The organism is Paenibacillus sp. NPDC058367, assembly GCF_042723305.1.
Lineage (GTDB): Bacteria > Bacillota > Bacilli > Paenibacillales > Paenibacillaceae > Paenibacillus_AQ.
This window is the reverse complement of sequence record NZ_JBHXIZ010000004.1, coordinates 416782-435094: the sequence shown is the minus strand read 5'-3', so window position 1 is coordinate 435094 and position 18313 is coordinate 416782. Positions and strand designations below refer to the sequence as shown.

The window sequence follows — 18313 nt, the reverse complement described above, 5'->3', positions numbered from 1 at the left end:
TGCTTCAGTCCTCTTAAACGTTGAAACGGAAATGCATAACGTCGCCGTCCTGCACCAAATACTCTTTACCTTCTAGACGCAGTTGACCACGTTCTTTGGCACCATTCATTGAGCCTGCTGCCAAAAGATCTGCGTAAGCCACTACCTCAGCACGGATAAATCCACGTTCAAAATCTGTGTGAATTACACCAGCAGCTCCGGGTGCTTTAGTTCCCTTACGAATGGTCCACGCACGAACTTCCTGAACGCCTGCCGTGAAATACGTATACAAGCCTAGAAGTTTGTAAGCCGCTTTGATCAAGCGGTTCAGACCAGATTCTTCTAGCCCAAGTTCTTCTAGGAACATCGCTTTATCTTCGCCCTCAAGCTCGGCAATTTCAGCTTCTACTTTAGCACTGATCGGAACAACTTCAGCACCTTCAGTTGCTGCAAATTCACGTACTTGCTGCACATAAGGATTATTCTCAGCACTTGCTACTTCTTCTTCACTTACATTCGCTGCATACAGCACAGGCTTCAATGTTAACAAATGAAGATCACGGATAATAACCTTCTCGTCATCGGACAATTCTATACTACGTGCAGGTTTATCTTCGTAGAGCACTTCTTTGACGCGTTCAAGCAGTTCAACTTCTTGAGCGTATTTCTTGTCGCCGCCTTTGATGTTCTTACGGGAACGCTCAATCCGCTTCTCAATGCTCTCAATGTCAGCAAGAATCAGTTCCAAATTAATGGTCTGAATGTCGCTGATCGGATTTACTTTTCCATCCACGTGGGTAACGTTCTCATCTTCAAAACAACGAACGACATGAACGATAGCGTCTACTTCGCGAATATGAGCTAGGAACTTGTTGCCTAGTCCCTCACCTTTACTCGCACCGCGCACAAGACCAGCGATATCAACAAATTCAAAAGCAGTAGGTACAGTCTTGTTAGGTTGTACCAGCTCAGTCAGTTTATCAAGACGTTCGTCCGGAACTTCAACGACACCAACGTTAGGGTCAATCGTGCAAAAAGGGTAGTTTGCGGATTCTGCTCCCGCTTGCGTTATTGCATTAAACAATGTGGATTTTCCTACGTTAGGAAGACCGACGATTCCCGCTTTCAAAGCCATTTATATGACAACTCCTATTTTCAGCTAAATTGATCATCCGAATAAGTAATACGATCTAAACCATTATATATTAGAACATATTCTCCAGCAACACCGGATGTCTTACAGTTGTGTCAATCCAGCCTTATCCAAGCGAACCCATTTCAATAGGATTTGGCAAGTTCCAATACTTTTTGCACCGCCGGCTGATCCAATAGGGGCTTAGAAGTATCTGGATCAACCTCCACATCAGGGACTGTCTTCACTTCCTCGTTGCAGCTTCCATCAGAGTTAAGTCCCATCTCAAAGGAAAATCTGAATACATAACCGCTATTAGGCAATGCAACGACAAGTGGATCCATCCCTAGTCCGTCCCCACCTGTTCTGCCACCAACAACCGTCGCAAACCCGGTGCCTTTTGCAAATGCTGCAAAACCTTCCGACGCTGAATACACAGAGCTATCTACCAGCAAATAGATCTTTCCTTTAAAACCAACGGATTCTTGAGGGATTACTACATCTGTATTTTTACTATATGTCTTGAACATTTTTAATGCTTCCGATGGTAAATTAGGCAACTGTTCGTCTTTGATGTTGGTAATAGGCTGCTGCCCCCTTGTGATCTGACGTGCCTGCATAAAGGTCTCAGCATAGTTGCCTCTTGTATAAAGTAAGTATGTATTGTATTCGATAGGTTTATTAATCAGCAGAGGAGCAATATGAGCTCTCCAGTAATTGCTGTTTCCTCCGCCATTTCCGCGGATATCTAGAATTAGTGTCTTATAATCTTTAACTTCTATTAAAAAATCACGAATCTCCGAACTATCCATCTCCATGAGACTTCCGGCAAAGCTTCGCATGCCTAGATACGCTATTTGCTCTGGCTCTATAATAACCTTTTTTACATTCCCGGAAGTCTTTCCTGTCTGACTCCCTGCCTCACCACTATTCATATCGTTAACGATGCCATCAGAGCTTTGCTGCTCCGCTAAAGGTTTCTGGTTGTAACGAGCCAACACATTTGGCTGTTGAAACACGTTGATCCAAGGCTCATAACCAAAACCTGCCTGAACATAGGCGTTTAGAAACCATGGATATTCTTCCTTAGATAAAAAATTCGTATGCCCATTATTTAACCTGCTAAGTACGAATTTCATTCGTCTAAAAAACTCATCATCTGTCTTCACTGCTGCAATTTCATTACGGTACTCCTCTTTGTTCGCAAGCCAATCCTCTCCATTTAGACGCTTATTTACCTCTAGGAAAGGGTAGTTCTCCTCAATAATCTTCCACATATAATCAAAATCCTCTAATCTTTGTTCCACTGTCAATGGAGACAACGCCGCTTCTGGCTGTTTTTCCGCTACCTTTGAAGAGGCTACCGGCGCAACCGGACTTGCCTGAACTTGCTCCGACGCAGATTGCTTTTTCCCTGGCGAATCCCCACGGTTGCAACTAACCAGTAACAGTATTGCAGCTACAGATAAAGCCGCTGGTAATACAAACCTTGGTCTCACCTTAATCCCCCTTCCAATATTCCATATAGCTGAATCCATTTTTAGGAATTTATTTAATAATCATATTTTTCTATTCCTCCTAATTCAAATATATTTATCACAATTATTTACATTGGTTTTCTTAGAACAACACAAAAAAGACCTCCTTCGAGGTCTCCACGTTAAGTATTACAAATCTTTAGACATCGTAATGTCAGTTACGGTATATCCCATTTTTTTGTAGAGCTCAAATGCACGATTGTTCTGACCGAAGACATGTAACCCGATTTTGGTGACGTTCATCTCACGAGCTTCTTCATCGAGTGCGACCATAGCCTGCTTGCCATAGCCTTTACTCTGATACGGTTCAAAAACATAGAAATCATAAATGAAAGCTTCTCGGCCGCTGCGGCCTTCACTTACATTAAACCAGATGTATCCTACCTGGATATCACTACTTATTTCTACTATAGAATATAGATAAGCGCCATCTGTGCTCAACCCTTTAGGTAAAGACTGTGTTATAGCTTCCTCAGACAGCTTCATCGCGATTTCAGGGTCCCAAGCGCCGGCTTTAATCTTATCTTCAGCGTAATCACGAGTAGCTTGACCTAAGAAAAATTGAAAAGCAGACTCATCCATATGAACCAATTTAATCATCATCTTTTTCACTTCCTCACTTCTATATTTACCATATACTTTTATTTACGTATTAAACGGGAAGTCCCACGTAAAGTTGCTAAATCGGGAGCTCCGATGCCGAACATTGCTATCTTAAGCTCCAGCTCTACCTGAGCCAGTGCAGCATCTAGCGCCTCTTCAGAATCTACTGCCGGTCCTAAAAGATTGCGTCCAAAGCCTGCTAAATCAGCACCGAGGGCCAATGCCTTCGCCGCATCCACACCATGCTTCAAGCCGCCGCTGCCAATCAATGCCCCCTTCGGGGAGACAGCACGTACCTCTGCAATGCAATCTGCGGTTGGAGTGCCCCAGTCTGCGAAAGCTTCAGCCGCTGCACGCCGTATAGGGTCTCTACTCCGAAACTTCTCGACCTGACTCCAGGATGTTCCACCTGCACCCGCTACATCAACAAAAGCTACCCCTGCATTATAAAGATGTGCTGCTGTATCACCGTCAATGCCCCAGCCGACTTCTTTTACACCTACAGGAACCTCAAGTGCACGGCATACTTTTGCTATCTGCGATAGTAAAGAAGCAAAGCCAGTATTCCCTTCCGGTTGAAAGACCTCTTGAAGACCATTGAGATGCAGTACAAGAAAATCGGCACCAGCAATATCCACAGCGCGGCGACACTCCTCAATCCCGAAACCATAGGACAGCTGTACGGCGCCAATATTAGCGATAACCGGTATATCAGGTGCTTTGTCCCGTACATAAAAGGTTTCGGTTAGCTCAGAGCGCTCCACCGCCGCTCGCACAGAACCAACCCCCAGCGCCCATCCACGACGCTGCGCTGCCTCTGCTAGTCGGGCATTGATGGCTCCTGTAGCAGCACTGCCGCCTGTCATCGAGCTGATCAGCAGTGGTGTACGAAGTTCACGTTCCAGGAACGTAGTCTGCAATGATATATCATCGAAATTCAGCTCTGGAAGAGCATTATGCCGAAATCGGTAATGTTCAAACCCCGTAGTCACACCAACGCCACCAACTTCTTCATTTAGACAAAGGCGTACATGCTCTATTTTGCGTTCACCTGTCCTTGATGCAGGCAATAAAGACTTCTTATCTGAAACCTCTACAGTCGGTAGGTCATTGCCATGATCCGCGCCAGACTGCCTATTCGCATCATATGGTCCGGCCTCTTCTGGCGTATGATTCATGCTCCGTTCCTCCTATTCCTAAACTGCACTTATTATAACATATCCCTTCAGATGAATTTACAATATGAAGTGAGTGAAATACGAGGGATGCTTCATTTCTACCCACTAGGTGTTAATAGGTTGGTACACGCCGGAGCACAATAATTATAAAGGAAGTGCTCTGCAATACTTTCAGGAGGAACTTCCGATGAGATCAGATCGTGAACAACCCGTTCAGCCCCAAGTGATACAAGATAGAACCCATGCTTTTGCTCCAAAGAAACGCACCTCTTCACGACGCCGCAAACGAGTGATATGGGCTTGCGTCATTCTAATTCTCTGGTTAATCGGCGTCATGATATACCAGACACATAAACCTCTACCCGTTGGGATTTCCTATGAAAGTCCCATATACAAAGTGAACAATGTATCCTTCTGGCATGACCTAACCTATCCAGACGGTACGGACACAGGTAAGCAGGAGAGTGAAATTCTTCCGAGAATGCTACATATCATCGAGGAGTCAAGGGAGTTCTTAGTCATCGACCTGTTCCTGTTCAATGATTATACCCATAAAGATCAGTCATTCCCTCCAGTCAGTCGAATGCTGACAGATAAATTAATCTCACAAAAGCAAACCTATCCCGAAATGGAGATTGTCTTCATCACCGATGAGGTCAATACCAATTACAACTCAGCGCCCAATCATCTTCTGGAAGAAATGAAGGCGGTGGGGATCCGAGTCATCATGACCGATGTTAATGACCTGCGAGATTCTACACCTGCCTATTCAGCCGTCTGGCGCACCTTCATTCAATGGTTCGGACAATCCGGTAAGGGCTTTATCCCCAATCTTATGGCCAGTGGTGGACCGGATATTACCGCTCGATCTTATCTGAAGCTGCTGAATGTGAAGGCGAACCATCGCAAAGTCATTGTCAGTGAGAACACTGCACTAATTTCCTCTGGAAATGTTCACGATGCCAGCGCCTACCACTCCAATATTGCTTTGGAGGTACAAGGTCCAATTATTGCCGATATTCTCCAGACCGAGCAGGCGGCAGCCAATCTTTCAGATGCAGGTCCATTGCTACTTCATAAGCCCAATTTCACCCAAGAAAAGAACCTACCATCAGCGGAAGCTCTAGAAGTTCGCTATTTAACAGAAGGAAAGGTATACAAATATGCGCTGCAAGGCATTAGGTCCGCCCGGAAGGGGGATACCGTATGGATGGGGATGTTTTATCTTGCTGATGATGCCATTCTGGATGCGTTGGTAGAGGCTACATCACGCGGGGCTAAGGTAAACCTAATCCTGGATCCAAATCAGAACGCCTTCGGGCGCGATAAAATCGGGATCCCCAACCGTCCAGTTGCCATGGATCTGAACAAACGCACGAACGGTGAAATCTCTATTCGTTGGTACAATACAACCAAAGAGCAATATCATCCAAAGCTGCTCTTTATCGCCAAACAAACCGGCAGCTCCATCGTTCTTGGCGGTTCCACCAATTTCACCACACGCAATCTGGATGACTACAATCTCGAGAATGATCTGTGGATTTCTATGAAGCGAGATCAGCCGCTGTTCAAAGATATGGAAGCCTACTTTAATCGGCTATGGAATAACGAGGGTCATACGTTCACTTTACCTTTTGATGCCTATCAGAGCGATGTGACCTGGTTCAAGTACATCCTGTTCCGGCTGCAGACTAACCTGGGCTTTACTACTTTTTAAACAAAAACCACCGCAGAGAAGGCAGCACCCTCCGCGGTGGTTTAATCTGAAATGAAGTTATAGCAGTGGAGACATTAATCTGGCGGCAGATTCCAGTATACGCACCACCATGCGTTTATTCATAAAGGTCTCATGCACAATCTGAGTGGTGGACAATAAATCCCGTTCAAAATCAGCAACGATTCGTGTAACACTCTCTGTCTGAAGAAGCAATGCGTTTACCTCAAAGTTAAGATGGAAGCTCCGCATGTCCATGTTTGCCGTTCCAATAGTCGCTATTTCACCATCCACGATTAACAGCTTAGAGTGTATAAAGCCCTTCTCGTATTCATAAATCTTCACTCCAGCCTCCAGCAATGCTGGGAAATAAGAATGCGAAGCCAGAAACGGAATCCATTTATCCGGCTTAGCAGGGAATAACAAGCGAACATCTAGACCAGATATAGCCGCTACACGTATCGCAGTCAGGATATCCTCGTCCGGAATGAAATAAGGGCTGGCAATCCAAACTGATTTTTCAGCTGAGGTGATCATGGAGAAAAATATATTTTTGAGTGCACGGCGTTCATTGTCCGGCCCACTCGCTATGATCTGTACTGCTCCGTCCCCTGTCATAAAGTGTAGCTGTGGTGTTAGATAATCCTGCTCCAGTATTTTTTCACCTGTAGTATGCATCCAATCTTGCAAGAAGATGATTTGCATTGTCCGTACCGCTTCACCTCTAACTAACATATGGGTGTCACGCCAGAATCCATAAGTTTTGCTGCGGCTTAAATATTCATCCCCCACATTCAGTCCACCCATGAACCCGACATCACCGTCGATGACGACGATTTTTCGGTGATTCCGGTAATTGACCCGGCTAGAGAAAAAGGAGGTGGAATTACCGTACGAAGCCACTTGTACTCCAGCATCAACCAACTCTTTCAAAAAAGCTTTAGAAAGCTGAAAACTACCCACAGCGTCATACATAAATCGGACAGATACACCCGCACGCGCCTTTGCGATCAAAATCTGTTGAATACGCGTTCCAATGTGATCTGCACGGAAGATGTAATACTCCATATGTATATGGTGCTTCGCTTGTCGCAGCTCTAGCAGTAATGTTCCAAACGTCTCTTCACCATTGGTAAGGATGCGCGTCTCTGAAGCAAAGGAAATAGGAGTACGCGCTAGAGTCTTGGATAATAATAGTAGTTTTTGACGCGAGGGGTCAAAGACCGACCAATCTTGATGCGTACGCAAAGCGTCATTCTCAATCCGCTCATAGGCCATAAGATCTCTTTGTGCTTTTTTATCATATTTACGACGTTTAAATACATTCTGTCCAAATAGAAAATAAAAGACCAAACCGAGCACCGGGATCAACGCAAGCAAAAGAATCCATGACATCGTAGTAGAAGGATTACGGTTCTCCATAAAAATAGCTAAGCTAATTGAAACGACTGTCAGTGTGGAGAAAATACTAATAATTGTTCCAGCAGTACTCCCAAAAATACCAAAACCAAAATAATAAAATGCTATGAAAGCCCCAATAATAATTATAGATTGAAGTCCTCTTCTCATATTGTACCTACCTTCTTATTCATAAAAGCAACACCAAAATGACACATTTTATATATTACATGAAGAACCTATATCTTCCTAGACAATTACTGTGTAAAAATCTATTTACAACAAAACTGTAACCCTTCTGTTCTGAAATTTGTAATGACAAGATGGATCGAATATAATTATTTTGACCGATTAGTCAATTATAGAACTGGGTAGTCAGAAAGGAGGTTATCCCCCCAATGAGCGATAAAACTGTGGACAAGCAGGAACAGATTATTAAGATCGCCATGCAATTATTCGCTGTGAAAGGCTCCTCTTCCACGTCCATGCAAGAGATCGCCGAATTATGCGGAATTTCGAAGGGAAGCTTGTATCTAGTATTCAAATCCAAAGAAGAACTGGAACGCAGTATTTTTCTCTATTGTTACCGAATGATTCGTGATCCCTTATTACGTGAAGAACAAGAAGCCCAAAGAACACCGCGTGAGAAGCTTAGGAATCAAATAGAAATTCTACTGAGTCATGTGTACGAATTACGTGAGTTCTTACAGCGTCAAATTCAGGAAGTTGCCGGAAAAGGTTTTGATACTGAAGTACCGGAATGGCTGCGTAGAAACAATGCTTCCTTCTTGCGCTGGTTTCAGGTGAAGATGGAGACCCTTTATGGAAAAGACATTATCCCCTATACCGGAGATTTATGTATTGTAGGTCATGGACTAATCAAGTCATATATTGCGGTTATTTTTCGTCAGGATACCCACTTGTCCCTTGCCGTTATGGCTGATCATCTAATGAATCTACTAGATATTATTGTAGCTGGTCTTCTTAAAAGTAAGCAGGCTCCTCTCATCAACTCTACCATTCTTGCAAGCTGGATGGAGGAGAATGAGGAGAGTAAGCGCAAGAATCCACTGCAGATCATTAAGGACATGAAGACTGCGGTCAGTAAATTAGATAGTATAGAACCCGAAGAGTCAGCCGATTTGCTGGAATCACTCAACATTCTAGAAGGCGAAGTTCTCTTACCACACCCACGCAAAGCAATCATACAGGGGATGTTGTCCAACCTCCAATCCTGCTCAGAGCTCACTACATCATTGGAAGAATTGAGGAAGCTGGTTACCTCTTTTTCAAATCATTCATGCGTATTTCGTTAATTGCTCTATAAAGAGTTCGTGAGAGAGAAGAACATGGATAGCGAGTATTATAAATTTTCAAAATGGCGCCCTATTTCGTAAAGAAATGGCCCGAGAGGAGCAGAAACAACACTTATGAAAAGCTTAATTAATTTCTCGCTCAGGAACAAATTTGCCATTTGGCTTCTGACGATAATTATTGTATTTGCCGGTTTGTATAGCGGACTGACAATGAAGCAAGAAACCTTACCTAATATTAGTATACCCTATCTTAGCGTAACAACTATTTATCCGGGGGCTGCACCAGAAGGCGTCGTTAATGATGTCAGTAAACCGTTGGAGCAAAAGCTGCGCAATGTGGATGGTGTAAAGACAATCACCTCCACTTCTCTGGAGAATGCCTCCAGTATCCAAATCGAGTTTGATTATGGAACGAATCTGGATAATGCTACAGCAGCTGTTCGCGAAGCGCTGAATGAGGTCTCATTGCCAGACAATGTGCAAAAGCCTTCCATTTCCCGTTTTAGCCTTAGCTCAATGCCTGTCGTCTCCCTTAGTTTATCGAATGGGGATTCAGAAGATCTCGAGGAACTAACCCGTATTGCCGAGAACGATATTCGCCCTGCCCTTGAAGATGTTGAGGGTGTTGCTTCTATTCAAATCTCTGGACAATACGTCAAAGAAGTTTCGCTTAAGTTCAATCAAGAGAAGCTCAAGCAATACGGACTGACCGAAGATACGGTTAAAGGGATCATTCAAGGCTCTTCTCTCCGTGTTCCACTAGGACTGTTCGAGATGGACAAAGCTCAAAAGGCAGTTGTCGTGGATGGCAACATCACCACCGTTGAAGATCTTAAAAATGTGACCATTCCAGTAATGCCAACTGGTGCTGCTGGCGCTGGGGCTCCTGGAGCTGGCGCTGCCGATGCAGGTGCTGGAAGTGCTGCTGGTGCAGGCGCTGTTGGCGGAGCTGCAAATATGGGATTGCCAACCGTGAAGCTGGGAGAGCTTGCTACAATTGAGGTTGTTGGGAATTCTGAATCGATCTCCCGTACGAATGGTAAAGAATCGATCGGTATCCAGATTGTCAAAGCCAACGATGCCAACACTGTTGATGTCGTAAATGGTGTTAAGGACAAAACTGAAGAATTAAAAGCACAATATAAAGGCATTGACCTTACAGTTCTGCTTGACCAAGGTAAGCCGATTGAGGACTCCGTAAATACAATGTTGTCCAAAGCTGTATTTGGCGCCCTTTTCGCAGTAATTATCATTTTGGTCTTCCTGCGGAATATTCGTTCGACGATCATTTCTATCATCTCTATTCCTTTATCATTGCTGATCGCAGTATTATGTCTGCGTCAAATGGACATTACGCTTAATATGATGACCCTTGGTGCGATGACCGTTGCCATCGGACGGGTAGTCGATGACTCGATTGTCGTCATAGAGAACATATACCGGCGACTCTCGTTATCTGGCGAGAAGCTAAAAGGCCGGGAATTAATCAGTGCAGCCACTCGTGAAATGTTCGTACCAATCATGTCCTCTACGATTGTAACCATCGCGGTATTCTTACCGCTTGCTCTAGTAAGTGGTATGGTTGGAGAGCTGTTCTTGCCTTTCGCTTTAACCATGGTCTTCGCCCTGCTCGCTTCGTTGGTAGTTGCGATTACCCTGGTTCCTGCAATGGCACACTCCCTGTTCCGCAACGGATTGAAAGGTAAGAAGACACATAGTGAGAAACCAGACAGAATGTCTGCTGGTTACCAAAAAATTCTGAACTGGTGTCTTTCCCATAAACTCGTTACGTTCGGAGTAGCGGTTCTGCTCCTTGCGGGCAGCTTGTTCCTGATCAAGCCTATCGGCGTTAGCTTTATGCCTTCCCAAGAGGATAAAACGGTTATGCTAACCTACTCACCGAAGGCTGGTCAAAGAACTGAAGAAGTTCAAGAACAAGGCCTGAAAGCTGAGAAATATATTTTAGCGCAACAGCATGTAGATAAAATGCAATATTCCATTGGTGGCGGCGGCCCGATGGGTATGGGCGGATCCAGCAACTCAGGACTCTTTTTCATCGTTTATGATAGTAATACTCCTGATTTCGAAAATGTAAAAGAGAAGTTGATCGAAGGCTTAACCGCAGAAGTCCCAGATGGTGTGTGGGGCGATATGTCCGCGATGATGAGCGGAGGTATGGGTGGAAGCACGTTAACCGTGAATGTATTCGGAGACGAACTAGATCAAATTAAGCCGGTAGCGGATGAGATCGCCAAGATCGTACAGGCTGACACCACTAATTTCAAGGATGGCGAAACAAGTCTCAAAGAAGCTTACGATCAATATACGATTGTAGCGGATCAAGAAAAGCTTAGCTCCCTTGGACTTACAGCGGGACAAATTGCGATGAAGCTTGCTCCTGCAGGTACACGTCCAGTACTCACAGAAGTAGAAATGGATGGCAAGAACTACAAAGTCTATATCGAAACTGATAAAGAAACGTATAAGAGTATTAAAGAAATGGAAGAGGCTACATTGACTTCGCCACTAGGCATTTCCGTGCCAATCGGGCAAGTCGCTAAAATTGAAAACGGCTCTTCCCCTGACTCGATTACTCGTATGGACGGTAAAATGAAGGTGGATGTCACTGCCGAGATTATTTCAAGTGACGTCAATAGTGCTTCAAACCTCGTGAAGGAAAAAATAGATGCTATGGAATTACCTGATGGCGTGACGGTTAGCTTCGGTGGTGTAACCGAGCAGATCAATGACACATTTGGTCAATTAGGTATTGCTATGGCGGCTGCTATTGCCATCGTATACTTCGTGCTTGTGGTTACGTTTGGCGGTGGATTAGCTCCATTTGCTATCCTGTTCTCACTTCCTTTCACCATTATTGGGGTACTCGTAGCCCTTCTGATCGCTGGGGAAACCTTAAACGTCTCCTCCCTCATGGGTGCACTGATGTTGATTGGTATCGTAGTCACGAATGCGATTGTCCTCATCGACCGCGTTATTCATAAGGAAAAAGAAGGAATGACCACACGTCAAGCCTTGCTTGAAGCAGGCGGCACACGTTTACGTCCAATCCTGATGACTGCACTTGCAACGATTGGTGCATTGCTGCCACTGGTTACAGGACTTGAAAACAGTGCAGGGATCATCTCCAAGGGGCTAGGCGTTACCGTTATCGGCGGCTTGATCAGCTCCACGCTACTGACACTTGTAGTAGTGCCAGTCGTGTATGAATTCCTAATGAAATTCCGCAGTAAAAAGGTAATTGACTAGAACACTTGATACGAATCAAGTAAACATGCTAAATGAAGAAGCTGTCTCCAAAGTAGTGAATACTACTTATGGAGCAGCTTCTTTTTTATGGAATGTGCCGGGTGATTCGCGATAGGCAACTAGCGCCGGATAGTGGGTCTAAAACTAATTAGGGAAAAACCCCCTCTAAATTTTCGATAATCGCTCTAAATTAATGGAATCAGGGAATTTCTCCCTGTAATTTAGCTAATTCACCTGATTTACCGCCAAATCAGGTGAATTATAGGGAGGTTTTCCTTAATTACAAGGTTTGTGATCAATAAACTCAGAATTTCAGGGAGAAATTCCCTAACTATTCTTCTAGACCATCAATTGGATCGTCATTTGGGACTTCACTCAGGTTTTCATTTACTTGCTCCACTTGGACCTCCATTTAAATCACTATTTACACTTCCACAGCAAGAAAAACCCGACCTAATTTATAGGCCGGGCTCTGTATTATAGTGTTGTTATACCATTGCTGTTGCACTGCTTTCCAGCGAAGCTCTCCAGGAACGCAGCATCTGCAGATCAAGGGGTAGAAACTCAGCGAGCATATGGGAAAGTCCCAAATACAACGTACTATTCGTTGCTGCATTTAACTTCTCACAGAACTGTGGAGTCCATTGCAGTAAATGATCTTCCAAAAAGGCTACCTGAATATCAAGTAAATCCATAGCACTTCTAATTGAGAAGCTATTGTACAACATCCGCTCATGCATTACTGCCATAAATTCCAGCTCAATAGCAATATGATCATCAGCTTCACCATTACATTTGTTAAATACAATTCCTGCGGAAGTATACACATCAGCAAGCACGTTGCAGAAATCTTCAGAACGACCCAGAATAGCAGCTTCACGTAATTTAAAAGAGCTTACTGTCTGTTCGTGCATAAGCCGTTTATACTCTTGGGTCTCGTTCTCACATATATGGGGTAACTTATTCGGTTCCTGACTCAGATAGCGCTTCAGTTCCCGTCCGCCTTCCGTCATCTCTGCAGCAACACTCATCTTGCGATTGCGGCTCCACTGAGCCACAAGTGAGAGTGATGGTTTTCTGCCCAAAAAATCCACTAAAAGCTGATATATTAATCCCCGACTTTCCAACCAATGGCTAAATGCCTCCGGCACGGCGAGCGATGGAACAGTTTGCATAGTCATTTTGCAAATCCTCCTCATTGGGTTTCCCGGTCACACACCGTCGCATGATCGACGTGCAATTTCCGGTATCCTTTCTGTTTTCGCAAAAGTGAACGTAAAAGTAATCCGCACCTAGATTATATCGGATATTAAAAACGCTTTCCGTGAGCATTCTATGACTAATCACTTCATTTGTCGTACTTTTGTCACATTTTCGCAAGTCTATTTCGGCTTTGTCATTCTATTTAGTTTGTCCATTATTATGCAATTAAATCACAACCCTCCTTATTCAAATAGGGGGAGTTTAACCCGTTCAATAGTTTGCTCATTGACGTACCCGCGAGCGATCTTTAAAATTCTAAACAAGTATAAACACCTTCGCCTCCTCTTAAGACGGGAAGCATTCAAAACACCAACAAATGAAAGGAGCAACGCTATGGAGCCGCTGACGGACCCTTTTGGACGTTTACATGACTACATCCGCATTTCGGTTACCGACCGCTGCAACCTGCGTTGCATTTATTGTATGCCAGCGGAAGGGATGGAATTCCAGCCGCAGGACGAGATTCTGAGCTATGAGGAAATCACCGCAGTTGTGGAATCGCTAGCACCACTTGGATTACGCAAGGTACGGCTAACAGGTGGAGAACCTCTTGTACGCAAAGACCTGGAGAAGCTAGTAACTATGATATCCGCCATTCCGGGGATCGACGATATTTCACTGACTACGAACGGATTAATGCTTCCAGCTAAAGCAGCGCTGCTAAAAGAAGCCGGGTTGTCACGGGTGAATATCAGTCTGGACTCTTTACGGCAAGATCGCTTCTCTATGATTACACGCGGCGGTGAGGTCTCCAAGGTACTAAAGGGGATCGAGGCAGCACAAGCTGCCGGGCTGGAGCCGATCAAGCTTAACGTTGTGTTGATGAAAGGGATTAATGATGACGAGATCAAAGACTTCATCTCCCTTACGTTGAACAGTCCACTAAATGTACGTTTTATTGAATATATGCCTATCGGAAGTGCTACTGATTCTTGGCGCCAATCCTATCTGCCGCTGGAAACCGTTATAGAAGCTTGTACTGCGGCCGGCTGGGAAACCGAGGAAGCTGAGATGCCATCTGGTAATGGCCCTTCCCAGAATCGGCGGGTTATTGGAGCGCAAGGAACGTTCGGATTAATCCATCCCGTAAGCGATCACTTTTGCGATAACTGCAATCGACTAAGACTAACAGCAGATGGCCATATCAAAGCTTGTCTGTATTGGGAAGATGAGTACAATGTCCGCCCCCTAATAAGCGATCCCGCAGCAGTGCAGGCCTTATTCCGCAAAGCTCTGGGTAACAAGCCACATAACCACGAAATGGCATTAGCCTTGGAGAAAAAAGCACAAAGCCACACGCCGACGGCTCGGCGTATGTCTCAAATTGGAGGCTAGTCCGTCTCATTAAAAACGCCGCTTTCCCCAAGCCATCTGGGAAAAGCGGCGTTTCATTTAGAGATTGAAGGATAGCCTTCGCCATCCACTATTATAGATATAGAGCCTCGAGCAGCTTGTAAAGCGTCGTTGCTGCCTCCGCTCTTGTAGCATTGTTCTCAGGTCTGAACGTGTTATCATCGAATCCACCCAAAATACCCGCTTCAACCCCCGCTTTTACAGATGCCTGTGCCCATTGTGGAATGGAGGTAAGATCCGCGAAGTTCCCCTCTTTATCCGTTTGCTTATGGGCATTAGCCTTCAAAGCATTCGCGAGCATAACTGACATTTCGGCACGGGTAATCTTTTCTGAAGGCTCGAAGAACATTTTGCCGTTCACATCATATCCACGAAGGATTCCGGCATTTACCGCCGCTGCTACATCATCTGCAGCCCAAGCTGGAATCGCACTTTGATCCGCGAATTTCACTGTTCTACCTGTTGATTGCAAACCAAGCGCCCTTACAATCATAGAAGCGAACTGTGTCCGAGTAACATCCTCATTCGGACGGAAGGTATGATCCTCGTACCCTTTCATGACGCCCATACCGATTAGACGGTCTGTAAACGCCGTGGACCAATGAGTATTCAAATCGGTAATCGATGGGGCCTGATAATTAAACACAGCATATTTGGCAAGCTGATTTAAGCTTGCAGTTATAGTTCCACCTGTTTGACTCTGACCACCAACATAAATCCACTTTTTAAGCTGCTCATTGTAATAGTAGATAGCTGCTTTATGCCCCGATGAAATCTTGGTCACATCGTAATTGAGGGACAGTTCCACAGGCTTATTGAGCATGCCTGCCTTGTCACTAGTAAGCTCTACTGCTGCACTCACAGCCTGAAGAGCGCCCATTGCTGGTGTCTCATCAGCAGCAATAACCGAAAAGGCAATTTCGCTGTTACCAGACAACGCTCCAGCCGGAATCGTAAAGCTGCCCACGTCTTTAAGTGTGCCCGTTCCTCCCTGCTGTGCTTTTACCTCCAATTCCACACGCTGAGTTGTAGAAGGCTGCTCTGTAGGAGATGGCGCCGCGGTAGGAGCTGGAGTTGCAACTGGTCCGTTGCCTCCTCCGTTATTATTCCCCTCTCCACTGCTAGTGCCCGCAGTTACAACTACTGTGCGTACAATCTCAGTAGCTGCATTGCCAGCCAAATCTGTCGCATTGTACTTCAGTGTATAGGTTCCTGGAGTCTGAACATCCACTGTTCCTGTCACCAGGATAGAGCCTGCAATCCCAACCTTGTCAGTAACGTCTGCGCCCGGGTCCTTGAAGTCATCCCCTTGGGTCAGACTAAGACGGCTATCCCCCTTCAGGGTAATCACAGGTGCTGTACGATCGATATTCACAGCAAGCGGCAATGTTGTCTTATTTTCTAAAGAATCCGTTGCCTTGAATTGCAGTTGATGTTGGCCTTCTTCCGAAATCTCAACCACTTTCCCACTTTCATAGGGCAGGAAATTTCCGTTTACATCAGTCGCTAATTGAATGGATACATCCGCACCAGGAATATATACGCTAGCATACACGCTTACCGAAACACTCTGATTCGTCCAGTCACCACTTAAATAAGCTTGTCCGTTCTCAGTCTTTAATGTGCTATGAAGCGCCAATGGGGTGATACTATCATCTCCGCTTAGCGTTACTTCAAAAGACTTCGTTTCCGTAGCCAATCCCCGCTGAATTGTAGCTGTTAAGGTCAGCTTCGTATCCTTCTTAGGTTGGAAGGTGATTTTACCTTCATTCGTCATTAGAACCGGATTGGAGCTTTTCCACACAATACTTGTCCCGTGTTTGCCTTCGGTAGGCAACGTTAGATCAGAAGTTAATGCGCTTGTGTCTCCTAGATCTAATGCAGTCATAGTATCGTTAACTGCCTGCTGATCGCTGTACGACTCCACATCCACAAAAATCGGATTGGAATAAAACCACATATCACTATAATTACGGGCGTTGATTTCTTCGAAACGAGTCAGGTTATCGACGGTATTATTTTTTGGATCAATCTGCGGTTCACCGTTAACCGTTTCTCCCGCAACATCAGTTCCAAGGTTAGTCCCTCTTAACCGGAAATAACGATCCTTGTCCGCTGCCTCTACCTTATACTTAATAACATTGTAGCCTTCGGAATCTGTAGTCCAGTCCTCGCTTGTGAAGCGTTTCAAAACTTTTGTTGTATCGTTAGTCGCTTTGGTGTAATCAGGTGTACCTGGATCAACCTTGCCATGGACTTCACCGGAGATCAAATCTATATGATCTACCTTAACAGCGTCGCCATTATTATTTTGCTGTGGACTTTTGAAACGGATCGTAAGCTCTAGGTCGTCCCCTTGTTTTACGTCCAGTTCGCCACCCATTTCTTCCTCTTGTCCATCTCCAGACACGTTAAACTCTAATACGTTGATGAGATCCCCAAAAACAGAGAATGATTTCCCTGACCGCATGCCATCTACGACAGCGTTAATATCGGAGCCATCCACCCAGGTATAGTTCTTGGAATACTCACCAGGCCAGTAACCGCTGGAAAATTGATCATTTTTTGTTTTGAAATGAAAATCTGAGTTAGCAAAATTCCAAAATCTGCGGCCCTCACCCAGCAGTGCGTCCCACATTCCTCCAAGCTGTGCAACCTTGACGTCTGTACCTCCGTAAGTCTCAGGCGTCTCTCCCCGGTCACTCGCCATCTGATTGCCCAGCATACCTTCAAAGCCGAAGACAAGATTCGGATTGATATTGTTAAAGTCACGGATATCCTCTATTTTAAGCTCCGAGCTTGTACCATTTTTTCTGGAGGGGTGATTGATCAGTACATAGCTATCTGGATAATGACTACTGAGCCATTTCATAGCTGTGCGAGTATCTTCTTTTGTAGAAAAAGCTCTGGTATCCGCCGCACTCCACTTAGCCACATCTGCCGGATCGAACATACTTACATCACGATTAGTAAATAAATATTCAAATTGATTAATAGCCTTCAAAGCTTCTGCGGACCCTGGATGATCTGTAACAATCCCAACTGCAGCATGATCGTATTGGGGCATATCCCACTCAAAGCCTGAAAAAATGATTTTTCCAGCATATTTGCCTTCTGCCTGTAACTTCTTAATTTTCTCATTCTGATAATCCACAATACCTTGTGACATCGGAATGGAGCCGCCAGGGAGATTCACCCCTTCGTCATCCCGGTCAGATACCCGAAGGTGATCAGCCAGTGCCATCCAGTCAAAACCATTTTGTTCAAATGCAGCATCGAGCACACTTTTCAATGACTCCTGAGCATCGTTCGATTCATACGTATGTGCATGGTATTCACCTGTCATCCATTTCCCTGAATGTTCAGAAGCAGTAGACGTGATATCAGGCGCTGATTCTCCTGAAGCACCATAAACTGTCTGTAATGAAAAGTTGGGTGCTAACAATAATACGGCAAGCGAACTAGTTAGAAAAACGCGAATTTTGCTCTTCTTCAAAATGATTAATCCTCCGATGTCTTTTGGATTTTCGTAGATTCTATATTTAGAATAGTAGAAAATTGTAAAGACATGT

Annotated in this window: 11 protein-coding genes; 4 read left to right on the top strand and 7 right to left on the bottom strand. The window is 44.8% G+C overall.

The genetic code is table 11. From position 1 onward, the window contains the following. Nucleotides 1–13: 13 nt before the first annotated feature. The 4 genes from ychF to fni form a co-directional block, all read right to left on the bottom strand. A complete protein-coding gene (ychF, locus tag ACFWMP_RS22555) occupies nt 14–1114 on the bottom strand; it encodes a redox-regulated ATPase YchF (RefSeq protein ID WP_060625988.1) in 1101 nt (366 codons plus the stop codon). Nucleotides 1115–1257: 143 nt separating this feature from the next. Beyond that, nucleotides 1258–2610, bottom strand: a complete 1353-nt coding sequence (locus tag ACFWMP_RS22550; protein WP_379424744.1) for a S41 family peptidase — start codon at nt 2608–2610, stop codon at nt 1258–1260. A gap of 168 nt (nt 2611–2778) precedes the next feature. Beyond that, the gene (locus ACFWMP_RS22545; RefSeq protein WP_231573354.1) at nt 2779–3252 is read right to left on the bottom strand and encodes a GNAT family N-acetyltransferase; all 474 of its coding nucleotides are present in this window, start codon (nt 3250–3252) and stop codon (nt 2779–2781) included. A 38-nt stretch (nt 3253–3290) separates the two neighbouring features. Next, nucleotides 3291–4430, bottom strand: a complete 1140-nt coding sequence (gene fni / locus ACFWMP_RS22540; protein ID WP_341059278.1) for a type 2 isopentenyl-diphosphate Delta-isomerase — start codon at nt 4428–4430, stop codon at nt 3291–3293. Between the two features lie 187 nt (nt 4431–4617). On the opposite strand from fni, the gene ACFWMP_RS22535 reads away from it, so the two are divergent. Next, entirely contained in the window at nt 4618–6147 is a 1530-nt protein-coding gene (locus ACFWMP_RS22535) for a phospholipase D family protein (protein ID WP_379424743.1), read from the top strand. 57 nt (nt 6148–6204) lie between these two features. Here ACFWMP_RS22535 and cls read toward each other — a convergent pair whose 3' ends face one another. Next, a complete protein-coding gene (cls, locus tag ACFWMP_RS22530) occupies nt 6205–7713 on the bottom strand; it encodes a cardiolipin synthase (protein ID WP_042192502.1) in 1509 nt (502 codons plus the stop codon). 227 nt (nt 7714–7940) lie between these two features. On the opposite strand from cls, the gene ACFWMP_RS22525 reads away from it, so the two are divergent. Both ACFWMP_RS22525 and ACFWMP_RS22520 read left to right on the top strand, forming a co-directional pair. Next, nucleotides 7941–8858 carry a TetR/AcrR family transcriptional regulator gene (locus ACFWMP_RS22525; RefSeq protein WP_339243804.1) on the top strand — a complete coding sequence of 306 codons (918 nt, stop codon included), beginning with the start codon at nt 7941–7943 and terminating at the stop codon, nt 8856–8858. A gap of 114 nt (nt 8859–8972) precedes the next feature. After that, complete coding sequence (locus ACFWMP_RS22520; protein WP_379424742.1) at nt 8973–12125, top strand: efflux RND transporter permease subunit; 3153 nt, start codon at nt 8973–8975, stop codon at nt 12123–12125. A gap of 488 nt (nt 12126–12613) precedes the next feature. Here ACFWMP_RS22520 and ACFWMP_RS22515 read toward each other — a convergent pair whose 3' ends face one another. After that, a complete protein-coding gene (locus ACFWMP_RS22515; RefSeq protein WP_379424741.1) occupies nt 12614–13306 on the bottom strand; it encodes a TorD/DmsD family molecular chaperone in 693 nt (230 codons plus the stop codon). A 415-nt stretch (nt 13307–13721) separates the two neighbouring features. Between ACFWMP_RS22515 and moaA the strand changes: the two genes are divergently transcribed. Further along, complete coding sequence (gene moaA, locus ACFWMP_RS22510) at nt 13722–14723, top strand: GTP 3',8-cyclase MoaA (RefSeq protein ID WP_076285640.1); 1002 nt, start codon at nt 13722–13724, stop codon at nt 14721–14723. 91 nt (nt 14724–14814) lie between these two features. Here moaA and ACFWMP_RS22505 read toward each other — a convergent pair whose 3' ends face one another. Further along, nucleotides 14815–18237, bottom strand: a complete 3423-nt coding sequence (locus ACFWMP_RS22505) for an S-layer homology domain-containing protein (protein WP_379424740.1) — start codon at nt 18235–18237, stop codon at nt 14815–14817. Between the last annotated feature and the right edge of the window lie 76 nt (nt 18238–18313).

What these genes read in the sequence shown, in the direction of transcription:
- ychF (WP_060625988.1), bottom strand. Translation starts at nt 1,114, where the DNA reads ATGGCTTTGAAAGCGGGAATCGTCGGTCTTCCTAACGTAGGAAAATCC.
- ACFWMP_RS22545 (WP_231573354.1), bottom strand. Translation starts at nt 3,252, where the DNA reads ATGATGATTAAATTGGTTCATATGGATGAGTCTGCTTTTCAATTTTTC.
- fni (WP_341059278.1), bottom strand. Translation starts at nt 4,430, where the DNA reads ATGAATCATACGCCAGAAGAGGCCGGACCATATGATGCGAATAGGCAG.
- ACFWMP_RS22535 (WP_379424743.1), top strand. Translation starts at nt 4,618, where the DNA reads ATGAGATCAGATCGTGAACAACCCGTTCAGCCCCAAGTGATACAAGAT.
- cls (WP_042192502.1), bottom strand. Translation starts at nt 7,713, where the DNA reads ATGAGAAGAGGACTTCAATCTATAATTATTATTGGGGCTTTCATAGCA.
- ACFWMP_RS22525 (WP_339243804.1), top strand. Translation starts at nt 7,941, where the DNA reads ATGAGCGATAAAACTGTGGACAAGCAGGAACAGATTATTAAGATCGCC.
- ACFWMP_RS22520 (WP_379424742.1), top strand. Translation starts at nt 8,973, where the DNA reads ATGAAAAGCTTAATTAATTTCTCGCTCAGGAACAAATTTGCCATTTGG.
- ACFWMP_RS22515 (WP_379424741.1), bottom strand. Translation starts at nt 13,306, where the DNA reads ATGACTATGCAAACTGTTCCATCGCTCGCCGTGCCGGAGGCATTTAGC.
- moaA (WP_076285640.1), top strand. Translation starts at nt 13,722, where the DNA reads ATGGAGCCGCTGACGGACCCTTTTGGACGTTTACATGACTACATCCGC.